Source organism: Collimonas silvisoli (assembly GCF_018305005.1).
Lineage (GTDB): Bacteria > Pseudomonadota > Gammaproteobacteria > Burkholderiales > Burkholderiaceae_D > Collimonas > Collimonas silvisoli.
Window position 1 is genome coordinate 50,207 of the sequence record NZ_JAGQEG010000005.1, and the last position, 15,223, is coordinate 65,429.

At 64.8% G+C, this 15,223-nt stretch carries 17 protein-coding genes; 16 read left to right on the top strand and 1 reads right to left on the bottom strand.

Going from position 1 to position 15,223, the window contains the following annotated elements:
• Positions 1 to 44: 44 nt before the first annotated feature.
• From KHU33_RS02150 to KHU33_RS02185, 8 genes are read left to right on the top strand one after another with little or no spacing between them, the layout of a single operon-like run.
• Positions 45 to 389, top strand: coding sequence for an integrative conjugative element protein, RAQPRD family (locus tag KHU33_RS02150; protein WP_211460865.1), 345 nt, complete (start codon positions 45 to 47; stop codon positions 387 to 389).
• Positions 386 to 619, top strand: a complete 234-nt coding sequence (locus KHU33_RS02155; RefSeq protein WP_211460866.1) for a TIGR03758 family integrating conjugative element protein — start codon at positions 386 to 388, stop codon at positions 617 to 619. The genes KHU33_RS02150 and KHU33_RS02155 overlap by 4 nt, the downstream gene beginning before the upstream one ends.
• An 18-nt stretch (positions 620 to 637) precedes the next feature.
• Positions 638 to 994: a TIGR03745 family integrating conjugative element membrane protein gene (locus KHU33_RS02160; RefSeq protein ID WP_211460867.1), complete on the top strand. Its 357-nt coding sequence runs from the start codon at positions 638 to 640 to the stop codon at positions 992 to 994.
• Positions 994 to 1,386, top strand: coding sequence for a TIGR03750 family conjugal transfer protein (locus KHU33_RS02165; RefSeq protein ID WP_211460868.1), 393 nt, complete (start codon positions 994 to 996; stop codon positions 1,384 to 1,386). Before KHU33_RS02160 ends, KHU33_RS02165 begins: the two co-directional genes overlap by 1 nt.
• Positions 1,383 to 2,063 carry a PFL_4703 family integrating conjugative element protein gene (locus tag KHU33_RS02170; protein WP_211460869.1) on the top strand — a complete coding sequence of 227 codons (681 nt, stop codon included), beginning with the start codon at positions 1,383 to 1,385 and terminating at the stop codon, positions 2,061 to 2,063. The genes KHU33_RS02165 and KHU33_RS02170 overlap by 4 nt, the downstream gene beginning before the upstream one ends.
• Positions 2,060 to 2,941 (top strand): TIGR03749 family integrating conjugative element protein, encoded by an 882-nt coding sequence (locus tag KHU33_RS02175; RefSeq protein ID WP_211460870.1) that lies wholly within the window; start codon positions 2,060 to 2,062, stop codon positions 2,939 to 2,941. Before KHU33_RS02170 ends, KHU33_RS02175 begins: the two co-directional genes overlap by 4 nt.
• Complete coding sequence (locus tag KHU33_RS02180) at positions 2,931 to 4,382, top strand: TIGR03752 family integrating conjugative element protein (RefSeq protein WP_211460871.1); 1,452 nt, start codon at positions 2,931 to 2,933, stop codon at positions 4,380 to 4,382. The genes KHU33_RS02175 and KHU33_RS02180 overlap by 11 nt, the downstream gene beginning before the upstream one ends.
• On the top strand, positions 4,363 to 4,788 hold the full coding sequence (locus tag KHU33_RS02185; protein WP_211460872.1) for a TIGR03751 family conjugal transfer lipoprotein: 426 nt from the start codon (positions 4,363 to 4,365) through the stop codon (positions 4,786 to 4,788). The genes KHU33_RS02180 and KHU33_RS02185 overlap by 20 nt, the downstream gene beginning before the upstream one ends.
• Here KHU33_RS02185 and KHU33_RS02190 read toward each other — a convergent pair.
• Positions 4,785 to 5,816, bottom strand: a complete 1,032-nt coding sequence (locus KHU33_RS02190; RefSeq protein WP_211460873.1) for a hypothetical protein — start codon at positions 5,814 to 5,816, stop codon at positions 4,785 to 4,787. The two genes, KHU33_RS02185 and KHU33_RS02190, sit on opposite strands and share 4 nt — an antisense overlap.
• A gap of 252 nt (positions 5,817 to 6,068) precedes the next feature.
• Between KHU33_RS02190 and KHU33_RS02195 the strand changes: the two genes are divergently transcribed.
• The 8 genes from KHU33_RS02195 (at position 6,069) to KHU33_RS02230 (ending at position 15,213) form a co-directional block, all read left to right on the top strand.
• Positions 6,069 to 8,930 carry a conjugative transfer ATPase gene (locus tag KHU33_RS02195; RefSeq protein WP_407928235.1) on the top strand — a complete coding sequence of 954 codons (2,862 nt, stop codon included), beginning with the start codon at positions 6,069 to 6,071 and terminating at the stop codon, positions 8,928 to 8,930.
• A gap of 11 nt (positions 8,931 to 8,941) precedes the next feature.
• Positions 8,942 to 9,679: a thioredoxin domain-containing protein gene (locus KHU33_RS02200; protein WP_211460875.1), complete on the top strand. Its 738-nt coding sequence runs from the start codon at positions 8,942 to 8,944 to the stop codon at positions 9,677 to 9,679.
• Positions 9,680 to 9,842: 163 nt separating this feature from the next.
• Positions 9,843 to 10,337, top strand: a complete 495-nt coding sequence (locus tag KHU33_RS02205; RefSeq protein ID WP_211460876.1) for a JAB domain-containing protein — start codon at positions 9,843 to 9,845, stop codon at positions 10,335 to 10,337.
• Between the two features lie 274 nt (positions 10,338 to 10,611).
• Positions 10,612 to 11,004 carry a TIGR03757 family integrating conjugative element protein gene (locus KHU33_RS02210; RefSeq protein ID WP_211460903.1) on the top strand — a complete coding sequence of 131 codons (393 nt, stop codon included), beginning with the start codon at positions 10,612 to 10,614 and terminating at the stop codon, positions 11,002 to 11,004.
• Positions 11,001 to 11,933, top strand: coding sequence for a TIGR03756 family integrating conjugative element protein (locus KHU33_RS02215; protein WP_211460877.1), 933 nt, complete (start codon positions 11,001 to 11,003; stop codon positions 11,931 to 11,933). The genes KHU33_RS02210 and KHU33_RS02215 overlap by 4 nt, the downstream gene beginning before the upstream one ends.
• Before the next feature lie 11 nt (positions 11,934 to 11,944).
• Positions 11,945 to 13,342, top strand: coding sequence for an integrating conjugative element protein (locus KHU33_RS02220; RefSeq protein WP_211460878.1), 1,398 nt, complete (start codon positions 11,945 to 11,947; stop codon positions 13,340 to 13,342).
• On the top strand, positions 13,339 to 13,683 hold the full coding sequence (locus tag KHU33_RS02225; protein WP_211460879.1) for a hypothetical protein: 345 nt from the start codon (positions 13,339 to 13,341) through the stop codon (positions 13,681 to 13,683). Before KHU33_RS02220 ends, KHU33_RS02225 begins: the two co-directional genes overlap by 4 nt.
• A gap of 12 nt (positions 13,684 to 13,695) precedes the next feature.
• Complete coding sequence (locus tag KHU33_RS02230) at positions 13,696 to 15,213, top strand: conjugal transfer protein TraG N-terminal domain-containing protein (RefSeq protein WP_211460880.1); 1,518 nt, start codon at positions 13,696 to 13,698, stop codon at positions 15,211 to 15,213.
• Positions 15,214 to 15,223 lie beyond the last annotated feature (10 nt).

The following is a 15,223-nucleotide window of genomic DNA, read 5'->3' on the forward strand; positions in this document are numbered from 1 at the left end:
GCGCCTGAATCTTTCGCTATTCCCATCGACCCAGAATCGCGAACATGCCACTTTCCCGCCACCACCTTTGGCTACCTGCACTGGTGCTGGCCTGCATCTCGCCGCTGGCGAATGCCGGCGAGGCCGAGCTGCGCGCCGAGCTGGCGGTGATGACGCGCCAGCTTGAGAGGCTGGAGCACCAGGCCGAACGCGGTGCTGCGCTTGCCACGGCCAGTTTCGCCTCGAACCACAGCCGCTACCACTTCGATTTCATACGCCTGCGCGAAGACGTGCGGCGCATTCGCGGCGGGGTTGAGGACTACCTGACCCCGGTGCGCGCTCAGCCGCGCGACCCGATCGAGCTGCACGGAGATTACCGCCAAGACACCGCCAGCAAGGTGGTGCCATGACTGCCGCCCAAATCGCTGCTTTCAAGGCCAATGGCGGGATCAATCCAGGCGATCTCTCAACTTTGCTGCTCAGCCTTCTGTTTGCCGTGCTTCTGCTCTGGGGCGTGTGGGCGATGCGTACCGCCTACGTCGGCTGGAGCGAGCAGCAGCTCAATCAGCGTCAATTCCTCGCGGTGGTCGTGCGCTTTGTCGTGATCTACCTCGTGCTGACGTATTTCCTTCTGTCGTAGTTCAACAAGGGCGCGGTTATGAAATTCAAACACTCAATCTTCATCTCTCAGGCAGCGGTCGCACTCGCCCTGGTGGGCATGCCGCTTCCCGCGTTTTCTGGACCGGGCTTGCCGAAGATGGAAGACCCGACGCGCGGCCAAGGCAACGGCATCCTGCAGACCCTGCAGAACTATGGCTATGACATTGTGATGCTGGTCGCCCTGATCGTGATCGCGGCGATGTTTCTCGGTGTCTGCTACCACGCCTACACCCGGTACTCGGAAATCCATACCGGCCGCGCCACCTGGGGGCAATTCGGCCTGTCGGTGGCAGTGGGCGCCATGCTGCTGGTGATCGGTATCTGGCTGCTGACCAAGGCCACGGGCGTACTCTGATGAGTATCGCTAACGATCAGGACGGCACGGTGGTGTTTCTCCCGCACCGTCTGAATCGCCAGCCGGTGGTCGTGCGCGGCCTCACGGCGGACGAGTTGTGGATCTGCGCCGGCCTGTCCGCTGGCGCGGGTTTCCTGCTCGGGATACCGCTGGCCTGGCTGGCTTCCAGCATCGCCTTGGTGCCGACACTGATCGTCGCAGGGATCGCCGCCGGTGTGTTCATTGGCGGCGGCCTTCTGCGGCGGCTGAAGCGCGGCCGCCCCGAGACCTGGCTGCATCGACAGTTGCAGTGGCGCCTTGCCTTGCGTTTCCCAGCCGTGGCGGCACGGCTGGGAGGACGACTACTGATCACCCGCTCGGGCTACTGGACTACGCATCGAGGTCAACGATGAGCCGCTTCAAGAATGAAGTCGCGCATCTAAGCGCACACGTGAAGACACTGCGCATCGGTGCCTGCTTGCTGTTCGTCCTGCTGCTTGTGCTGAGCGCGGGCTGGTGGCGCGCCCCGCGCGACCTGACCATCCACGTACCGCCTGACCTGCGCTCCGGCAGCACGCGAAAATGGTGGGACGTGCCGCCGGAGAGCGTCTACGCCTTCACCTACTACATCTTCCAGCAGATGCACCGCTGGCCGACCGACGGCGAGCAAGACTACGCCCGCAATCTCCATGCGCTTTCCGCCTACCTGACACCCGCGTGTCGCGCCTACCTGCAGCAGGACTTCGAATCGCGCCGCACGGCAGGCGAGCTGCGCCAGCGGGTACGCGGCGTTTATGAAATCCCGGGCCGCGGCTACGGCGACGACCCGAGCGCGCGCGTCAAGGTGATGTCGGACCGTGACTGGATCGTCACGCTGGACCTCAACGCCGACGAGTACTACGGCGCGGAGCCGGTCAAGCGCGCGCAGGTGCGCTACTCGCTGAAAGTCGTGCGCTACGACCAGGACCCGGAGCGCAACCCGTTCGGCCTGGCACTCGACTGCTACAGCCAGCCGCCGCAGCGCATTTCGACGCCGGTCACCGACGAGACCTCCGTCAAGACGACGCCCCTTGAAGGAGCCACGCCATGAAGCGCCTGCTCGTCCTCCTCGCGATCAGCCTGCCGCTCACCGCGCAAGCCGTCGAGATCTTGCGCTGGGAGCGCATGCCACTGGCAGTGCCGCTGCGGGTGAACCAGGAGCGCGTCGTGTTTATCGATCGCAACGTGCGCGTCGGCGTGCCGGCAGAACTGGACGGCAAACTGCGTGTGCAGAGCGCAGGCGGCGCCATTTATCTGCGCGCCAACGACGTCATCGAACCGTCGCGGCTGCAGTTGCAGGACGCCGACACCGGCGCACTGATCCTGCTCGACATTGCAGCCACACCAGCGCGCAAGGATCAGCCGGCCCTGGAGCCGGTGCGAATCGTCGAGGGCGACAGCACGCCCAAGCGCTATGGCGCTACCGGTAAATCGCCCGGCGGCGAAGAGGCGGACACCGCAGAAGCGACCGAGCGCCGCGCGCGAGAATCTCCCGTGCCGGTGGTGCTGACTCGCTATGCCGCGCAAAACCTGTTTGCCCCGCTGCGTACCGTCGAATCGGTGGAAGGCATCGGTCGCGCCCATGTACGGCGTGACTTGCCGTTGAGTTCGCTGCTGCCGTCGTTGCCCGTGCAGCCACACGCACTCGCGGCCTGGCAACTGGACGGTTTCTGGGTCACCGCCGTGCGTCTGCGCAATGCCTCGGGAACCACACTGCCGCTGGACCCGCGTGCACTGCAAGGCGACTTCGTCGCGGCGACTTTCCAGCACCCCGACCTAGGCCCCGCCGGGCACGCCAGCGACACCACGGTGGTGTACTTGGTGACCCGCGGCCACGGCCTGGCCGAATCGCTACTGCCTGCGATCAGCCCATTCGATACGGCACTCAACCTGCCGGCGCCTACGACGGGAGGCCACGATGAAAAGTAACCGCCTCTTGAAGTGGCTGGTCGTGCCCGTGGTACTGCTGGTGCTGATCGTCGGCGTCAAGCTGTTCGGCGGTCGCGACCGCAGCGGTAACGCGATCGACAACGGCCCGCGCCTGACCCCCGACGAAATGAAGACCCTGGGTATTGAAGGCGACACCCCGCGCGACACCGTCGCCACCCTGGTGGGTCAGGTCAAGCAACTACGCACGGAACTACAGAGTGCCGCGGGCAACACCAAGCAGCAGCAAGAAGAAAACGAGCGCCTGCGGCAACGCGAGGCGTCGATCGACCAACGCATCCAGGGCGCGCTCAGCGACGAACGCCAGCGCCTACAGGACGAGCGCTCGGCGCTCGACAGCGACAAGAACCAGACGGCAGGCGCGCTGCAGGAGATGCAACAACGGCTCGAAAACCTCTCCAGGCAAAGCGGTGGACAGGCGGATCTGCCGGTTGGCCTGGGCCTGGAAAGCGGCGACGGCAAAACCTTCAGCAGCGGCATGCGCTGGGTCGAACCCAACGATGCGCGTCCCGCTGAAGGCTCGGCCGGACATAGTTCGAGCAGCAAGGCGTCGACCTTCCCAACCAGTTTCGCACCGGCGCAAACGGCGCTGGAGCAACCCGGCGAAACCGTTCGCCACCGCGACCGCGATCTGGACAAAGAGCGCCGGCTCAAGCCGATCTATACCGTGCCTTCGAACTCGACACTCATGGGTTCGATCGCCATGACCGCATTGATTGGCCGGGTCCCCGTGGACGGAACGGTCAACGACCCGTTCCCGTTCAAAGTGTTGATCGGCCCGGACAACCTCACCGCGAATGGCATCGACCTGCCCGATGTGGCAGGCGCCGTTCTCAGCGGCACGGCCTCGGGCGACTGGACGCTGTCGTGCGTGCGCGGAAACGTCCGTTCGATGACCTTCGTCTTCAAGGACGGTACGGTACGCACCGTCCCTGGCGCCAACAGGAACGACCGTGACGAGGACGACAGCGGAAACACTCAGAGCGCCAGCGGCGTCGCCACCGACAGCAGTCTGGGCTGGATCAGCGATCCGCATGGCATTCCCTGCGTCAGCGGAGAACGGCGCAGCAACGCCCAGCAATACCTCGGCACCCAGGCACTGATCACCGCGGCGGGTGCGGCCGCCGCATCGCTGATCAAGTCGGATAACGGCAGCGTTGCCGTTGTCTCCGGCAACAACGGGCAGCTCGGCACCGTGGGCATCTCCGGCAACGAAGCCATGGGCCGCATTCTCGCCGGTGGCGTGCAAGACATGTCGCAGTGGGTGAACAAGCTCTACGGGCAGGCATTCGCCGCCGTCTATGTCCAGCCCGGTGCGAAGGTCGCCGTGCACCTCGAACGTCCCATCAACATCGACTACGACCCGAAGGGACGGCGCGTCGACTACCGCACCGGAGGCACGCATGCGCCCGATCTGGACTAACCGCCTTGGCCTGCTGGTGTCAGTTGCGTTGCTTGCCGGCTGCGCCACCACCAAGGAGAAGCTGTTGCCGCACAACGGCAACAGCATGCTCGACGTGTGGAACCAGGAAAGCGGTGGCAGCGGCGCCGGCGGCCAGGCAGCGCGCCAGTTGTTTGACGCCCGGCAACAGTTGCGTCGCCCGCTTTCCGAATCGGGCGTGGCCATCGACGGCAGCGCTTACACCCGCACCGCACAGAACGAGATCTACCGGCAGTTCCACCGGCTGCCCAATCCCGATCTGGTGATGTACGTGTATCCCCACCTGGCCGGAACGGACCCGGTGCCCGTGCCGGGCTACAGCACGGTATTCCCGCTCTATCAGCGCGTGCAGTATGCGCTGCCGGGCGAACGCGTCGAAGCGTACTAGCGGCGCCGGCGCACGACTCGGTGACCATCAACGTGAATCGTGCGCGGACCCACAAAGCGCATCCAGCCGGGCCCCAACATGAGGCCCAGCCCACCACCCATAAGTATCGCGCCGACCGTGCGAACAACGTCGTGCTTGAACGACAGCATCATCAACCCCAATACGCTCACGGCCGCGCCTGCGATCAGATAGCGCCACAGGTCCCAACGGTACGGTTCGATGTCCATCACGCCCACACGGACCTGTTCAGTGTCTTCCTCGTACTGCTTGCGCACCTGCTCCAGGTCCAGCGTACGCTCCGACTCGCGTGTGGAACCCGAACGTTTATGCAAGCGCCGCGCGTCGATGTCACGGCGTATATGCCACTCACTCGGCAACCCCGGCACCTCCCGCCAGCGTTTGACCTTGACGCCATAGGCCGTCAGCAGTCGCGCCGAAACCTGTGGCCGACGCAGCACCTGCACGTAGCGCCCATCGAGGATCGCGAGCCACTCGTCGCGCTCGTCGTCGGGCTTGATCAGCACGAGGCGGTCGGCCGCGGGGTAATCTCGTTCGCAAATCTGCGCGGCAATCGCCGGTTGACCGTGCGCACGCATGAACGCGACGCGATGCTTGCCTTCATGTGCGGTCAGGATGCCCAACGGCCGATACCAGTCATACAGCGCACTGTTCGATTCCGAGGGCGTTGCGTACTGCTCGATGCGTCCGGCAACCTCTTTTGAATCGACGTGCTCCGGCAATCCATCAATGCTGGCTCCAAGCACATAGCGAGGGTCCACCAGCGCCTGGAATGGTCGTGCCTCGTCTGGGCACCAGTGCAAAAACGGCACTACCAGATACAACACGCTGTCGCCCCAGTAGGCCCCATAGATCGCGTTGTCCATCCAGTCGTCCAGGTACGCCTTTTTCATTCCTCCTCGAGCATGGCGATCCATCTCCACCTTCAGCGCCGTCAGCGCTTCCACTTCTCGCTGCAATGCACTGGAAACGCCCAGCGCAAGCACATCCACACGTTGATCTATTTCCATCGTTACCCCAGAACGGTTTGCCCACCCAGAAAAGAAGGCCGAACCGTCATGGTAACTGTCACTCGCATGCACATAGGTTGAGCCCAGCGACCGAAAGTGAATACGGGCACGGCGCGCATCGCATTTCCGATGGGAGCATAAACGCCGGCGACGGACACTCGCGGTTCATCGATTGAACCGGAGCTGCCCTTTGACACCCGACCGCATTCCCACTCCCGGTGGGTGCCACGAGTCACGTTTATGCGCCTGCGCATGAGAAACGCGCGCCGGCCGATCGACGGCCTCCGGCAAGCGCCTGACAATGCCTGGCAACGTCATGTCGCCACACTGGCGGTACACCATATCGCCGAGCCGGGGCAGCGTTTTGCCGACCGCACGCGGCCGGCGACGCAGGCCGACGAACAAGCGCTCTACGATGTCGCCCCATCGTTCGTCGACATGTTGCCGTGGGTCGAGTATCTGCCGGACTCGAACAGTCTGCTGCTCGAGGATGGTGTATCAGTCGCCGCGTTCTTCGAACTCACCCCCGTGGGCACCGAGGGTCGTGAACTGCACTGGCTAGCCCGGGTACGCGACAGCCTGGAAAACGCCTTGCAAGACAGCTTCGACGAACTGGATGAGAACCCGTGGGTCGTCCAACTGTATGCCCAGGATGAAACCGATTGGGACAGTTATCTCGCCACGCTGCACGGCTACATCCAACCGCGCGCGCAAGGCACCGCCTTCAGCGACTTCTACGAACGCTTCTTCGCCCACCATCTGCACGCTATCTCCACGCCCGGCGGGCTGTTCGAAGACAGCACCGTCACTCGCCTGCCCTGGCGCGGCCAGCAACGCCGCGTGCGCATGGTGGTCTATCGCCGCGCGCCGGCTGTCGCGTCGCGGCGTGGGCAGTCGCCCGAACACACCCTGACCGTCATCTGCGACCGGCTGTTGGGTGGCCTGTCCAATACCGGTGTCCGCTGCCGGCGTCTGGCAGCGGCAGACGTGCACGACTGGTTGCTGCGCTGGTTCAACCCCCACCCCGCGGCGCTCGGCCCCTCGGCGGCCGACCGCGAGTGCTTCTATGCGTTGACAGCCTACCCGGAGGAAACCGAAGCCGGTGAGATCGAACTGGCCAGCGGCACGGAGTTCGCGCAGCGCCTGTTCTTCGGCCAGCCGCACTCCGACGTCGAGAACGGCGTGTGGCGCTTCGACGGCATGCCGCACAGGGTCATGACAGTGGACCGGCTGCGCATGCCGCCTGGCATCGGACACCTGACCGGCGAGACGCGCAAAGGCGGTGATGCCGTCAATGCCCTGTTCGACCAGATGCCGGAAGACACGGTGATGTGCCTGACCCTGGTCGCCACGCCGCAGGACGTGCTCGAAGCCCATTTGAACCACCTAAGCAAGAAGGCCGTCGGCGACACCCTGGCCTCGGAACAGGCGCGCGAGGATGTGCAAGAGGCACGCAGCATCATCGGCAGCTCGCACAAGCTTTACCGCGGCGCGCTGGCGTTCTACCTGCGCGGGCGCGACCTGAGCGAGCTCGACGCGCGCGGCCTGCAACTGGCGAACGTGATGCTCAATGCCGGGCTGCAACCGGTGCGCGAAGAAGACGAGGTGGCGCCGCTGAATAGCTACCTGCGCTGGCTACCGTGCATGTTCGACCCGGCGAAAGACAAACGCCTGTGGTACACGCAGTTGATGTTCGCCCAACACGCAGCGAACCTCGCTCCGGTCTGGGGACGCAGCCAAGGCACCGGGCATCCCGGCATCACGATGTTCAACCGCGGTGGTGGCGTCATCACGTTCGACCCGTTGAACCGGCTCGACCGGCAAATGAACGCGCACCTGTTCCTGTTCGGCCCAACCGGCTCAGGCAAGAGCGCCACACTCAACAACATTCTCAACCAGGTCACTGCCGTGTACCGGCCGCGATTATTCATCGTCGAGGCCGGCAACTCGTTCGGCCTGTACGGCGATTTCGCGGCACGCTTGAAGCTGACCGTACACCGGGTCAAGCTGTCGCCGGGCTCCGGCGTCAGCCTGGCGCCGTTCGCCGACGCCTGGCGTCTGGTCGACACGCCCGGCAAGGTACAGACGCTGGACGCCGACGCCTTGGACGAAGCAGCCGATGCAACGGCAGAAAACGCCGAAGGCGACGAACAACGCGATGTGCTGGGCGAACTGGAGATCACCGCGCGCCTGATGATCACCGGCGGCGAAGAGCGTGAAGAAGCGCGCATGACACGCGCCGACCGCAGCCTGATTCGCCAGTGCATTCTCGACGCAGCCAAGCGCTGCGTGGCCGACAAGCGCACCGTACTGACGCGCGACGTGCGTGATGCGCTGCGCGAGCGAGGCCACGACGCTTCGCTACCCGAATCGCGGCGCACGCGGCTGCTGGAAATGGCCGACGCGATGGACATGTTCACCCAGGGCGTGGACGGCGAGATGTTTGACCGGCCCGGCACACCGTGGCCCGAGGTCGACATCACCATTGTCGACCTCGCCACCTTCGCGCGTGAAGGCTACGGCGCCCAGCTCTCGATCGCCTACATCAGCCTTATCAACACCGTGAACAACATCGCCGAGCGCGACCAGTTCCTCGGCCGGCCGATCATCAACGTCACCGACGAAGGGCACATCATCACCAAGAACCCGCTGCTGTCGCCCTACATCGTGAAAATCACCAAGATGTGGCGCAAGCTCGGCGCGTGGTTCTGGCTGGCGACGCAAAACCTAGACGACCTGCCGAAGGCCGCCGAGCCCATGCTCAACATGATCGAGTGGTGGATCTGCCTGAGCATGCCGCCGGACGAAGTCGAGAAGATCGCCCGGTTCCGTGAGTTGAATGCGTCGCAGAAAGCCCTAATGCTGTCGGCGCGCAAGGAAGCCGGCAAGTTCACCGAGGGCGTCATCCTGTCGAAATCCATGGAAGTGTTGTTTCGCGCCGTACCGCCTAGCTTGTACCTGGCCATGGCGATGACGGAACCGGAAGAGAAAGCCGAACGCTTCCGCCTGATGCAGCAGCACGGCATCAGCGAGCTCGACGCGGCGTTCATGGTGGCCGAGCGAATCGACCGCGCACGCGGCATCGAGCCACTGGCGCTCGATCTGCACAGCTGATCGAGAACACCATGAAGCACAACCCGCCGCTTTCCCGCCCCCTCCGGCTGCTGATCGTGTGGACGCTCGTCGCCCTGATGGTGCTCGCCCTCTGGTGGCTGCGCCCGTCACGCGCGCCCGCGCCGCCGGGCGCGAACCCCTCGCCCCCCGCAACGGAGGCGACCTCCGGTCCGCCTTGGCATTACGGAAACGCCGAGGCGCGCTTCACACTGGTGCTGTTCGCCGACCTGGAGTGCGAGCACTGCCGCACCTACTTTCCCCGGCTCATGCAGTGGGTTGATGCGCATCCCGACGTCATGTTGCAGTGGCATCACCGCCCCTTGCCAATCCACGAACCGGCCGCGACGCAGGAGGCACGGCTCGCCGAATGCCTCGGCAAGGTCAAAGGTGCCGCGGCCTTCTGGAACGCCATCGCCTGGATCTACCAGCACACGCGCGGCAATGGCCAGGGCCTGCCGGACGATGCGCCACCGCCAGGGATGACTCCGGCCGTGCGCCACTGCGTCAACGACGAGGCATCCGCCGCCGCGGTGCGCAGCCAGGCAGAGGACGCCGTGCACGCCGGCATCAACGCCACGCCAACGCTGCACTTGTCCGATCGCGAAACCGGTGGCTCGACCCTCCTGCAAGGCGCAGTCGAGGGCGACGTGCTGCTCTCCGCCTTGGACTGGCTTGCCGGCGCGTCGCCACATCCATTGAACACGCCACACACCGAGATGCCTGCTGACGATGTCAGCGTGCCTAGGTAGCCACGGTCTTCAAGGCTACGGCGTGACTCCGTCTCGCTGACCCACCCGTTCGCTTCGCATCCCCACGGCGAACAGCCGGATCAACAGAACCGGTGGATGCCGATCGTCCCCGCCAAAGGGTCTCGTCCCCCACGGGCGAGCCCTCCGCACCCAGGAGGAAGTCATGGATCAGACCTATGCCGACTTGCCGGCAATCCCCATCGCATCACGCTTCACCGTGAAAGAGCAGAACCTCATCCAACGGGCCATCAAGGTACTGGAGAGCCGGTTGTTTCAACGAGATGCCGTTCTCAACGGCGTCGACGAGGTGCGGCAGTACGTGCGCTTGAAGCTGGGAACAAACGTCAACGAAGCCTTCGCCATCCTCTGTCTCGATAACGCCCACCGGGTGATCTGCTTCGAAACGCTGTTCAAAGGCACCATCGACCAAGCGGCCGTCTACCCTCGCGTCATCCTTCAGCGCGCGCTGGCGAACAACGCCGCGGCCGTCATCCTGGTGCACAACCATCCGTCCGGCCGAACCAACCCCAGTGCGGCCGATCGCACCATCACCGCGCAGATCACGAGTGCCCTGAGCTCGATCGGCATCCCCGTGCTCGATCACTTCATCGTCGGCCAGGGCGAGCCGTATTCCTTTGCCCAGGCCGGCCTGCTGTAACCCCTCGGGCGCCTCTCACGGGCGCCTGTCTTTCTTCCATGCCCGTCGTGATCACAAGGAGCCTTCGGGCTCCGCTCTATGGCGTTGCCCGTGTTACTCGCGCACTGCGCCCTCGGAAACCTCCATGCGCACTTTCGTGACTGACAACACGGCTCGCCGCCTTTCCCTATTCTTTGTCGCATCCCGCGCTCGATTGCGTTCGACTACGACTCTGTCTTTGAACCTCGTTGGCGACCGCACCATGGCTCACTCCCCTTCGCTTCACTTCGCCCATATGGGTGCGCTACTGCCGTTGCTGCTGGTCGCACAAGCGGCATGCGCCGCCGATGTGCTGGTCGTCACGGCCCGACCGCATGTCGTGCAGGTTCCGGCCGGCGTACGCGTGATTGATCTCGACGCTGCCGAGCGCATCGAAACCGAGATCACGGCCGGCCTGCCGAAAGAGCCTGAACGCGCCGAAGCGTTGATCCGGCAACGACTGACGCACGGTGGCGCCGCGCTGCAACAGCGCCTGGCCACCGCGCACCAAGGTGTCGTCGACGCATGGAGCCTGGGCGTGCAGAAGGTGCCTGCCGTCGTGGTCGACAAGCGCTATGTCGTCTACGGCGAGACGGACGTCGCGCGTGCCGTGGCGCGCATTGCCCAACACCGGGAGCGCCGGCCATGATTCTCTCTCGCCGCTGGCGGCGCGGCCTCGCCGCCGTCCTTCTCGCTGCCTCGGGCAGCGCCTATGCCCTGAACACGGCCACCATCGCCGCTTCGGTGCTGTCGCCGGATTGCCTGGCCTGGCGCGTGGTCGGCATCTGCTACTGGCTGTCCTGCGGCTTCAGCGGCTGCACGGTACGCACCTCGGTCAAGGTCCGCCACTACGTGCCGGACGCGGTCGTCTCCAGCTACAGCAACACCGGCCAGAGCCCGTGGGTGGAAGTGCGGCCGATGAGCCTGCCCAATCCCACGGCCATCAGCGGCGGCGACGGCACGACCAGCGAACGCAGCGAGAACAACCTCGCCAAATTCAAGAATGCGGATGTCATCGGGCATCCCGCCGGCGTGCTGTTCAGCAAGTTCGCCGGCCAATCCGGCTACACCTGCCCGGGAGCCGGCACCCCGCTGATGCCTTATCTGCTGAGCACGCTCGATACCCTCGCCTGGCGCTACAACGTGCCCGAGCTGGTCTACCCGGAGTCGCTGATTCCGGGCATGCGCGAAGTCGGTGGCCGGCTCACGGCCAACCTGTGGGGCAACGTCTATCCACGCGGCGGACATCTACATCAGGTCGATGACCACCTGACCGCCGCGGTGATCGCGCAGCGTGCCGGGGACGTCGTTACACGCTATGGCCAACCGCACGTCTACCAGCCGCTGCTCGCCGCCCCCCATGAAGGCTACTGGCCTGCGGGTGCATTGCGCGAGAGTGATGCCTCCACCGGCAAGTGGCAGGAGCTGACGCCCAAGCTCTCCACCTCATGCGCCGTGTTTCCCAGCAGCGGATTCCACGCGCAGGCCCAACGTGGCGATTACGCCTGGGCCCTGTGGCGTCCGTACAGCTGCTGCAAGCGGCGCGGGCAGAAGTTTCTCGGCAGTATCGACTTCTAGGAGGCACGCGCATGACGATCATCCTCACACTTCCACGCCGTGCCCTCCTGTCCGCCCTGCTTCTCAGCGGCACGCTGCTGACCATGACCGCCTCCGCCCAAGTGACACTCGGTAACGGCAGCGTCAACGCCACCGGCAGCGTCATCGGCGACGACGTGCTGTACAGCATCGGCGGTGGCCGCGCGGTCTCGATGACACCGGCTGGCAACATGCAGAGTCTCGGCGTCGGCATCGGCTGGAACAGCAACCTCATTTGCGGTGACATGAGCATCACCACCACGCTGCAGAACCAGCTCAACGGCCTCACCAACGGCTTCCAGAGCATCATGTCGAGCGTGATCCAGAGCGCCACCAGCGCCGTGGCATCGCTGCCGGCGCTGATCATCCAGCGCGCCGATCCGGGGCTGTACAACCTGCTGACCAATGGCATCCTCCAGGCCCGCCTCGACTTCGACCGCTCCAAGACGACGTGCCGCGCCATCGCCGACCGCATGGCCGACATGGCCGGCAATCAGCTCGGATGGAGCCGCATGGCCGAAGGGATGGCGCTCAAGGATGTGGTGCGCTCGGGCAACAACGACGCCGTGAGCGCCGTCGAGAAAGCGGAGAAAAGCCGCGGCAATAGCGGCGTCCCCTGGGTTGGCGGCAGCAACGCCGGCGGCAGCGGACAGGCGCCGATCCGCGTGGTCGGCGATGTAACCCGCGCCGGCTACAACCTGCTCAACGGCCGCAACGCCACGGCCAGCAGCAACATCGACAGCAACAGTTGCGGTAGCCGGCTGACTTGCCAAACCTGGTCCTCGCCACAAGCTGCCGCCACGTGGGCCACCCGCGTGCTGGGCGAGCGCGAGCAGCGCACCTGCGAGACGTGCTCGAAGGTGCAGACGACGCCGGGCGTCGGGCTCACACCTCTGATCCAGGAAGAATTCGACACCAAGCTCAAGGCGCTTCGTGAGCTGGTAGCCGGCGGCAAACCCATGACCATCGCCAACCTGGTCGCTGCGGGCAGCGCCTCCCTTCCCGTCACCCGCGGCGTGATCGAAGCGCTGCGCGACGAGCCGGACCAGGATCTGCTGGGCCAGCGCCTCGCCTCCGAAGTCGCGCTCACCAGCGTGCTCGAGAAGGCCCTGCTGCTGCAGCGCACGCTGTTCGCCGGCAAGAAAGAACCCAACGTGGCCGCCAACGAGCTGGCGACGCAGGCCGTCGATCAGGAAAGCACCGCGCTGAACCAGGAGATCGTCAATCTGAAAACCGAACTGGAACTGCGCCGCGAACTGGCGGGCAATTCGCCGATGATGATCATCCAGCGCCACGGCGCACGTGCCGCTGGCTCGCGCGGCGTGTTCGAGGGCGATACCTATCGCGATCGGGTGCAGGAGATCCAGAAACCGAAAAGCGGTAAGCCATGAACAGTTACCGGCCACCTCGCATCGGACTGCCACGACAGCTGCTGCGCCCGCTGCTGCGATGGGGAGCGCTGCTGCTCCTGCTGTCGCTGGCGATCAACCTGCTGGGGATCTACCTGACCGGCGGCATCCCCGCGTGGGAACAATGGATGGCCAATCACGCGGGCCACCTGTTCATGTGGCGCATCGGCGTGTACACCGCCACGGCCTGCGGTTGGATATGGGCGCGCCGGCGGCTGCTGGAACGGAGCCCGGAGAGCCGGCGACGCGTACGCCTGATGGAGTGCGCTGTCCTGCCCGTCGCGCTACTGCTCGAACTGAGCCAGTGGCCTTGGTCAACGTGAGCAAGGTGGACCATGACGCTCTATACCAACGATTACCTCGAGTACTACCTGACGCTGGTGGGCTGGATCATCCACAACGGCATCTGGAGCATCATCGTCGGCAGCGGCTTCGTCGCGGTGCCATTCATCGCGATCATGCTGCAGGAATGGCTCAAAGCCCGTGGCGAGGGCGCCGACGAAGGCAACAAGGGCGTGCTGTCGGCGATGCGCATCGAGACACGGGTGTGGACCGCCATCATGGTCATCCTGTTCGCGGGCATACCCGTCATCGACGTGGACATGGCAACCATCAAGTTCGACGACACGCGCTCCAACCAATGCCAGGTGAAGGTGCCGCTGCCGGCGGATACCGCATGGGCGCAATCCTTCACCACACTCAACCACCAGAGCGCCAAGGTGCCGCTGTGGTGGTTCTTCATGCATGCGGTCTCCAAAGGCGTGACCGGCGCGGCCATCGCAGCGATTCCATGCGGGGTGGACTTACGCCAGATGCGCATGGAGATCGACAGCACGCGCATTGCCGATCCGGTGCTGGCCCAGGAAGTGGTCGACTTTTCCCGCGACTGCTACGGCCCGGCGCGCGCCAAGCTGTTCGCCAACCGCCCGGATCTCGATGAAGGCCAAATGCACGACGTCACGTGGATCGGCTCGCGCCTGTTCCTCACCACCGCCGGCTACTACGACACCTACCATTCCAAGACACCGCGCACGGCGTGGCCCTACAACGCCACCCGCGACGCCGGTCTGGCGCAGGTGCCGAGCGGTGGCGGCTACCCGACCTGCCGGCAATGGTGGAGCGATGCCGGTCAGGGCCTGCGCGCCCGGCTCTTGAAACAGGTCGACCCGAGCTTGCTCACCCGTGTCGGGCTCTGGGCAAAGTTTATTTCCCAGGACGAAGCCAACGACTCGGTGATCCGCGCCATCGCCGCGCCGCGCAAGCAGGACATGAACCGGGGTCACGTCTACACCGACTACGGCGGCCAAGTCGACATGACGATTCCGAACATGGTCGCGCGCGGTACGAGTGACTTGGGCATGGCCGTCGGGTCGATCGGCTTTCTCCCGGCCATGGACGTCGTGCGGCAGGCCGTGCCGATGGTGCTGTCGTTCCTGAAGATGGCGTTGGTGATCTGCGTCCCGGTGTTGCTGGTCATCAGCGCCGGCGATCTGAAAACCGTAGTGACCGTCAGCTGCGTGCAGTTCGCCCTGTTCTTCGTCGACTTCTGGTTCCAGCTCGCACGCTGGATCGACAGCACCATCCTGGATGCGCTCTATGGGTGGGGCTTCGGTGCCGGCCGCCCACACACCAACTTCGATCCGATCATGGGACTCAACAACGCATTCGGGGACATGCTGATGAACTTCGTGATGGCCATGATGTTCATCGTGCTGCCATCGTTCTGGGTGATGGCGCTTGGTTGGGCCGGCATCCGGGTTGGCAACGTCGTTGGCGCGTTGGTCGTTGCGACTGGCGATGCGAAATCCGCAGGCGGAAAGGGACCGGGCGCCGCTAAATCACTTATCAAGTAGCGACCACCGG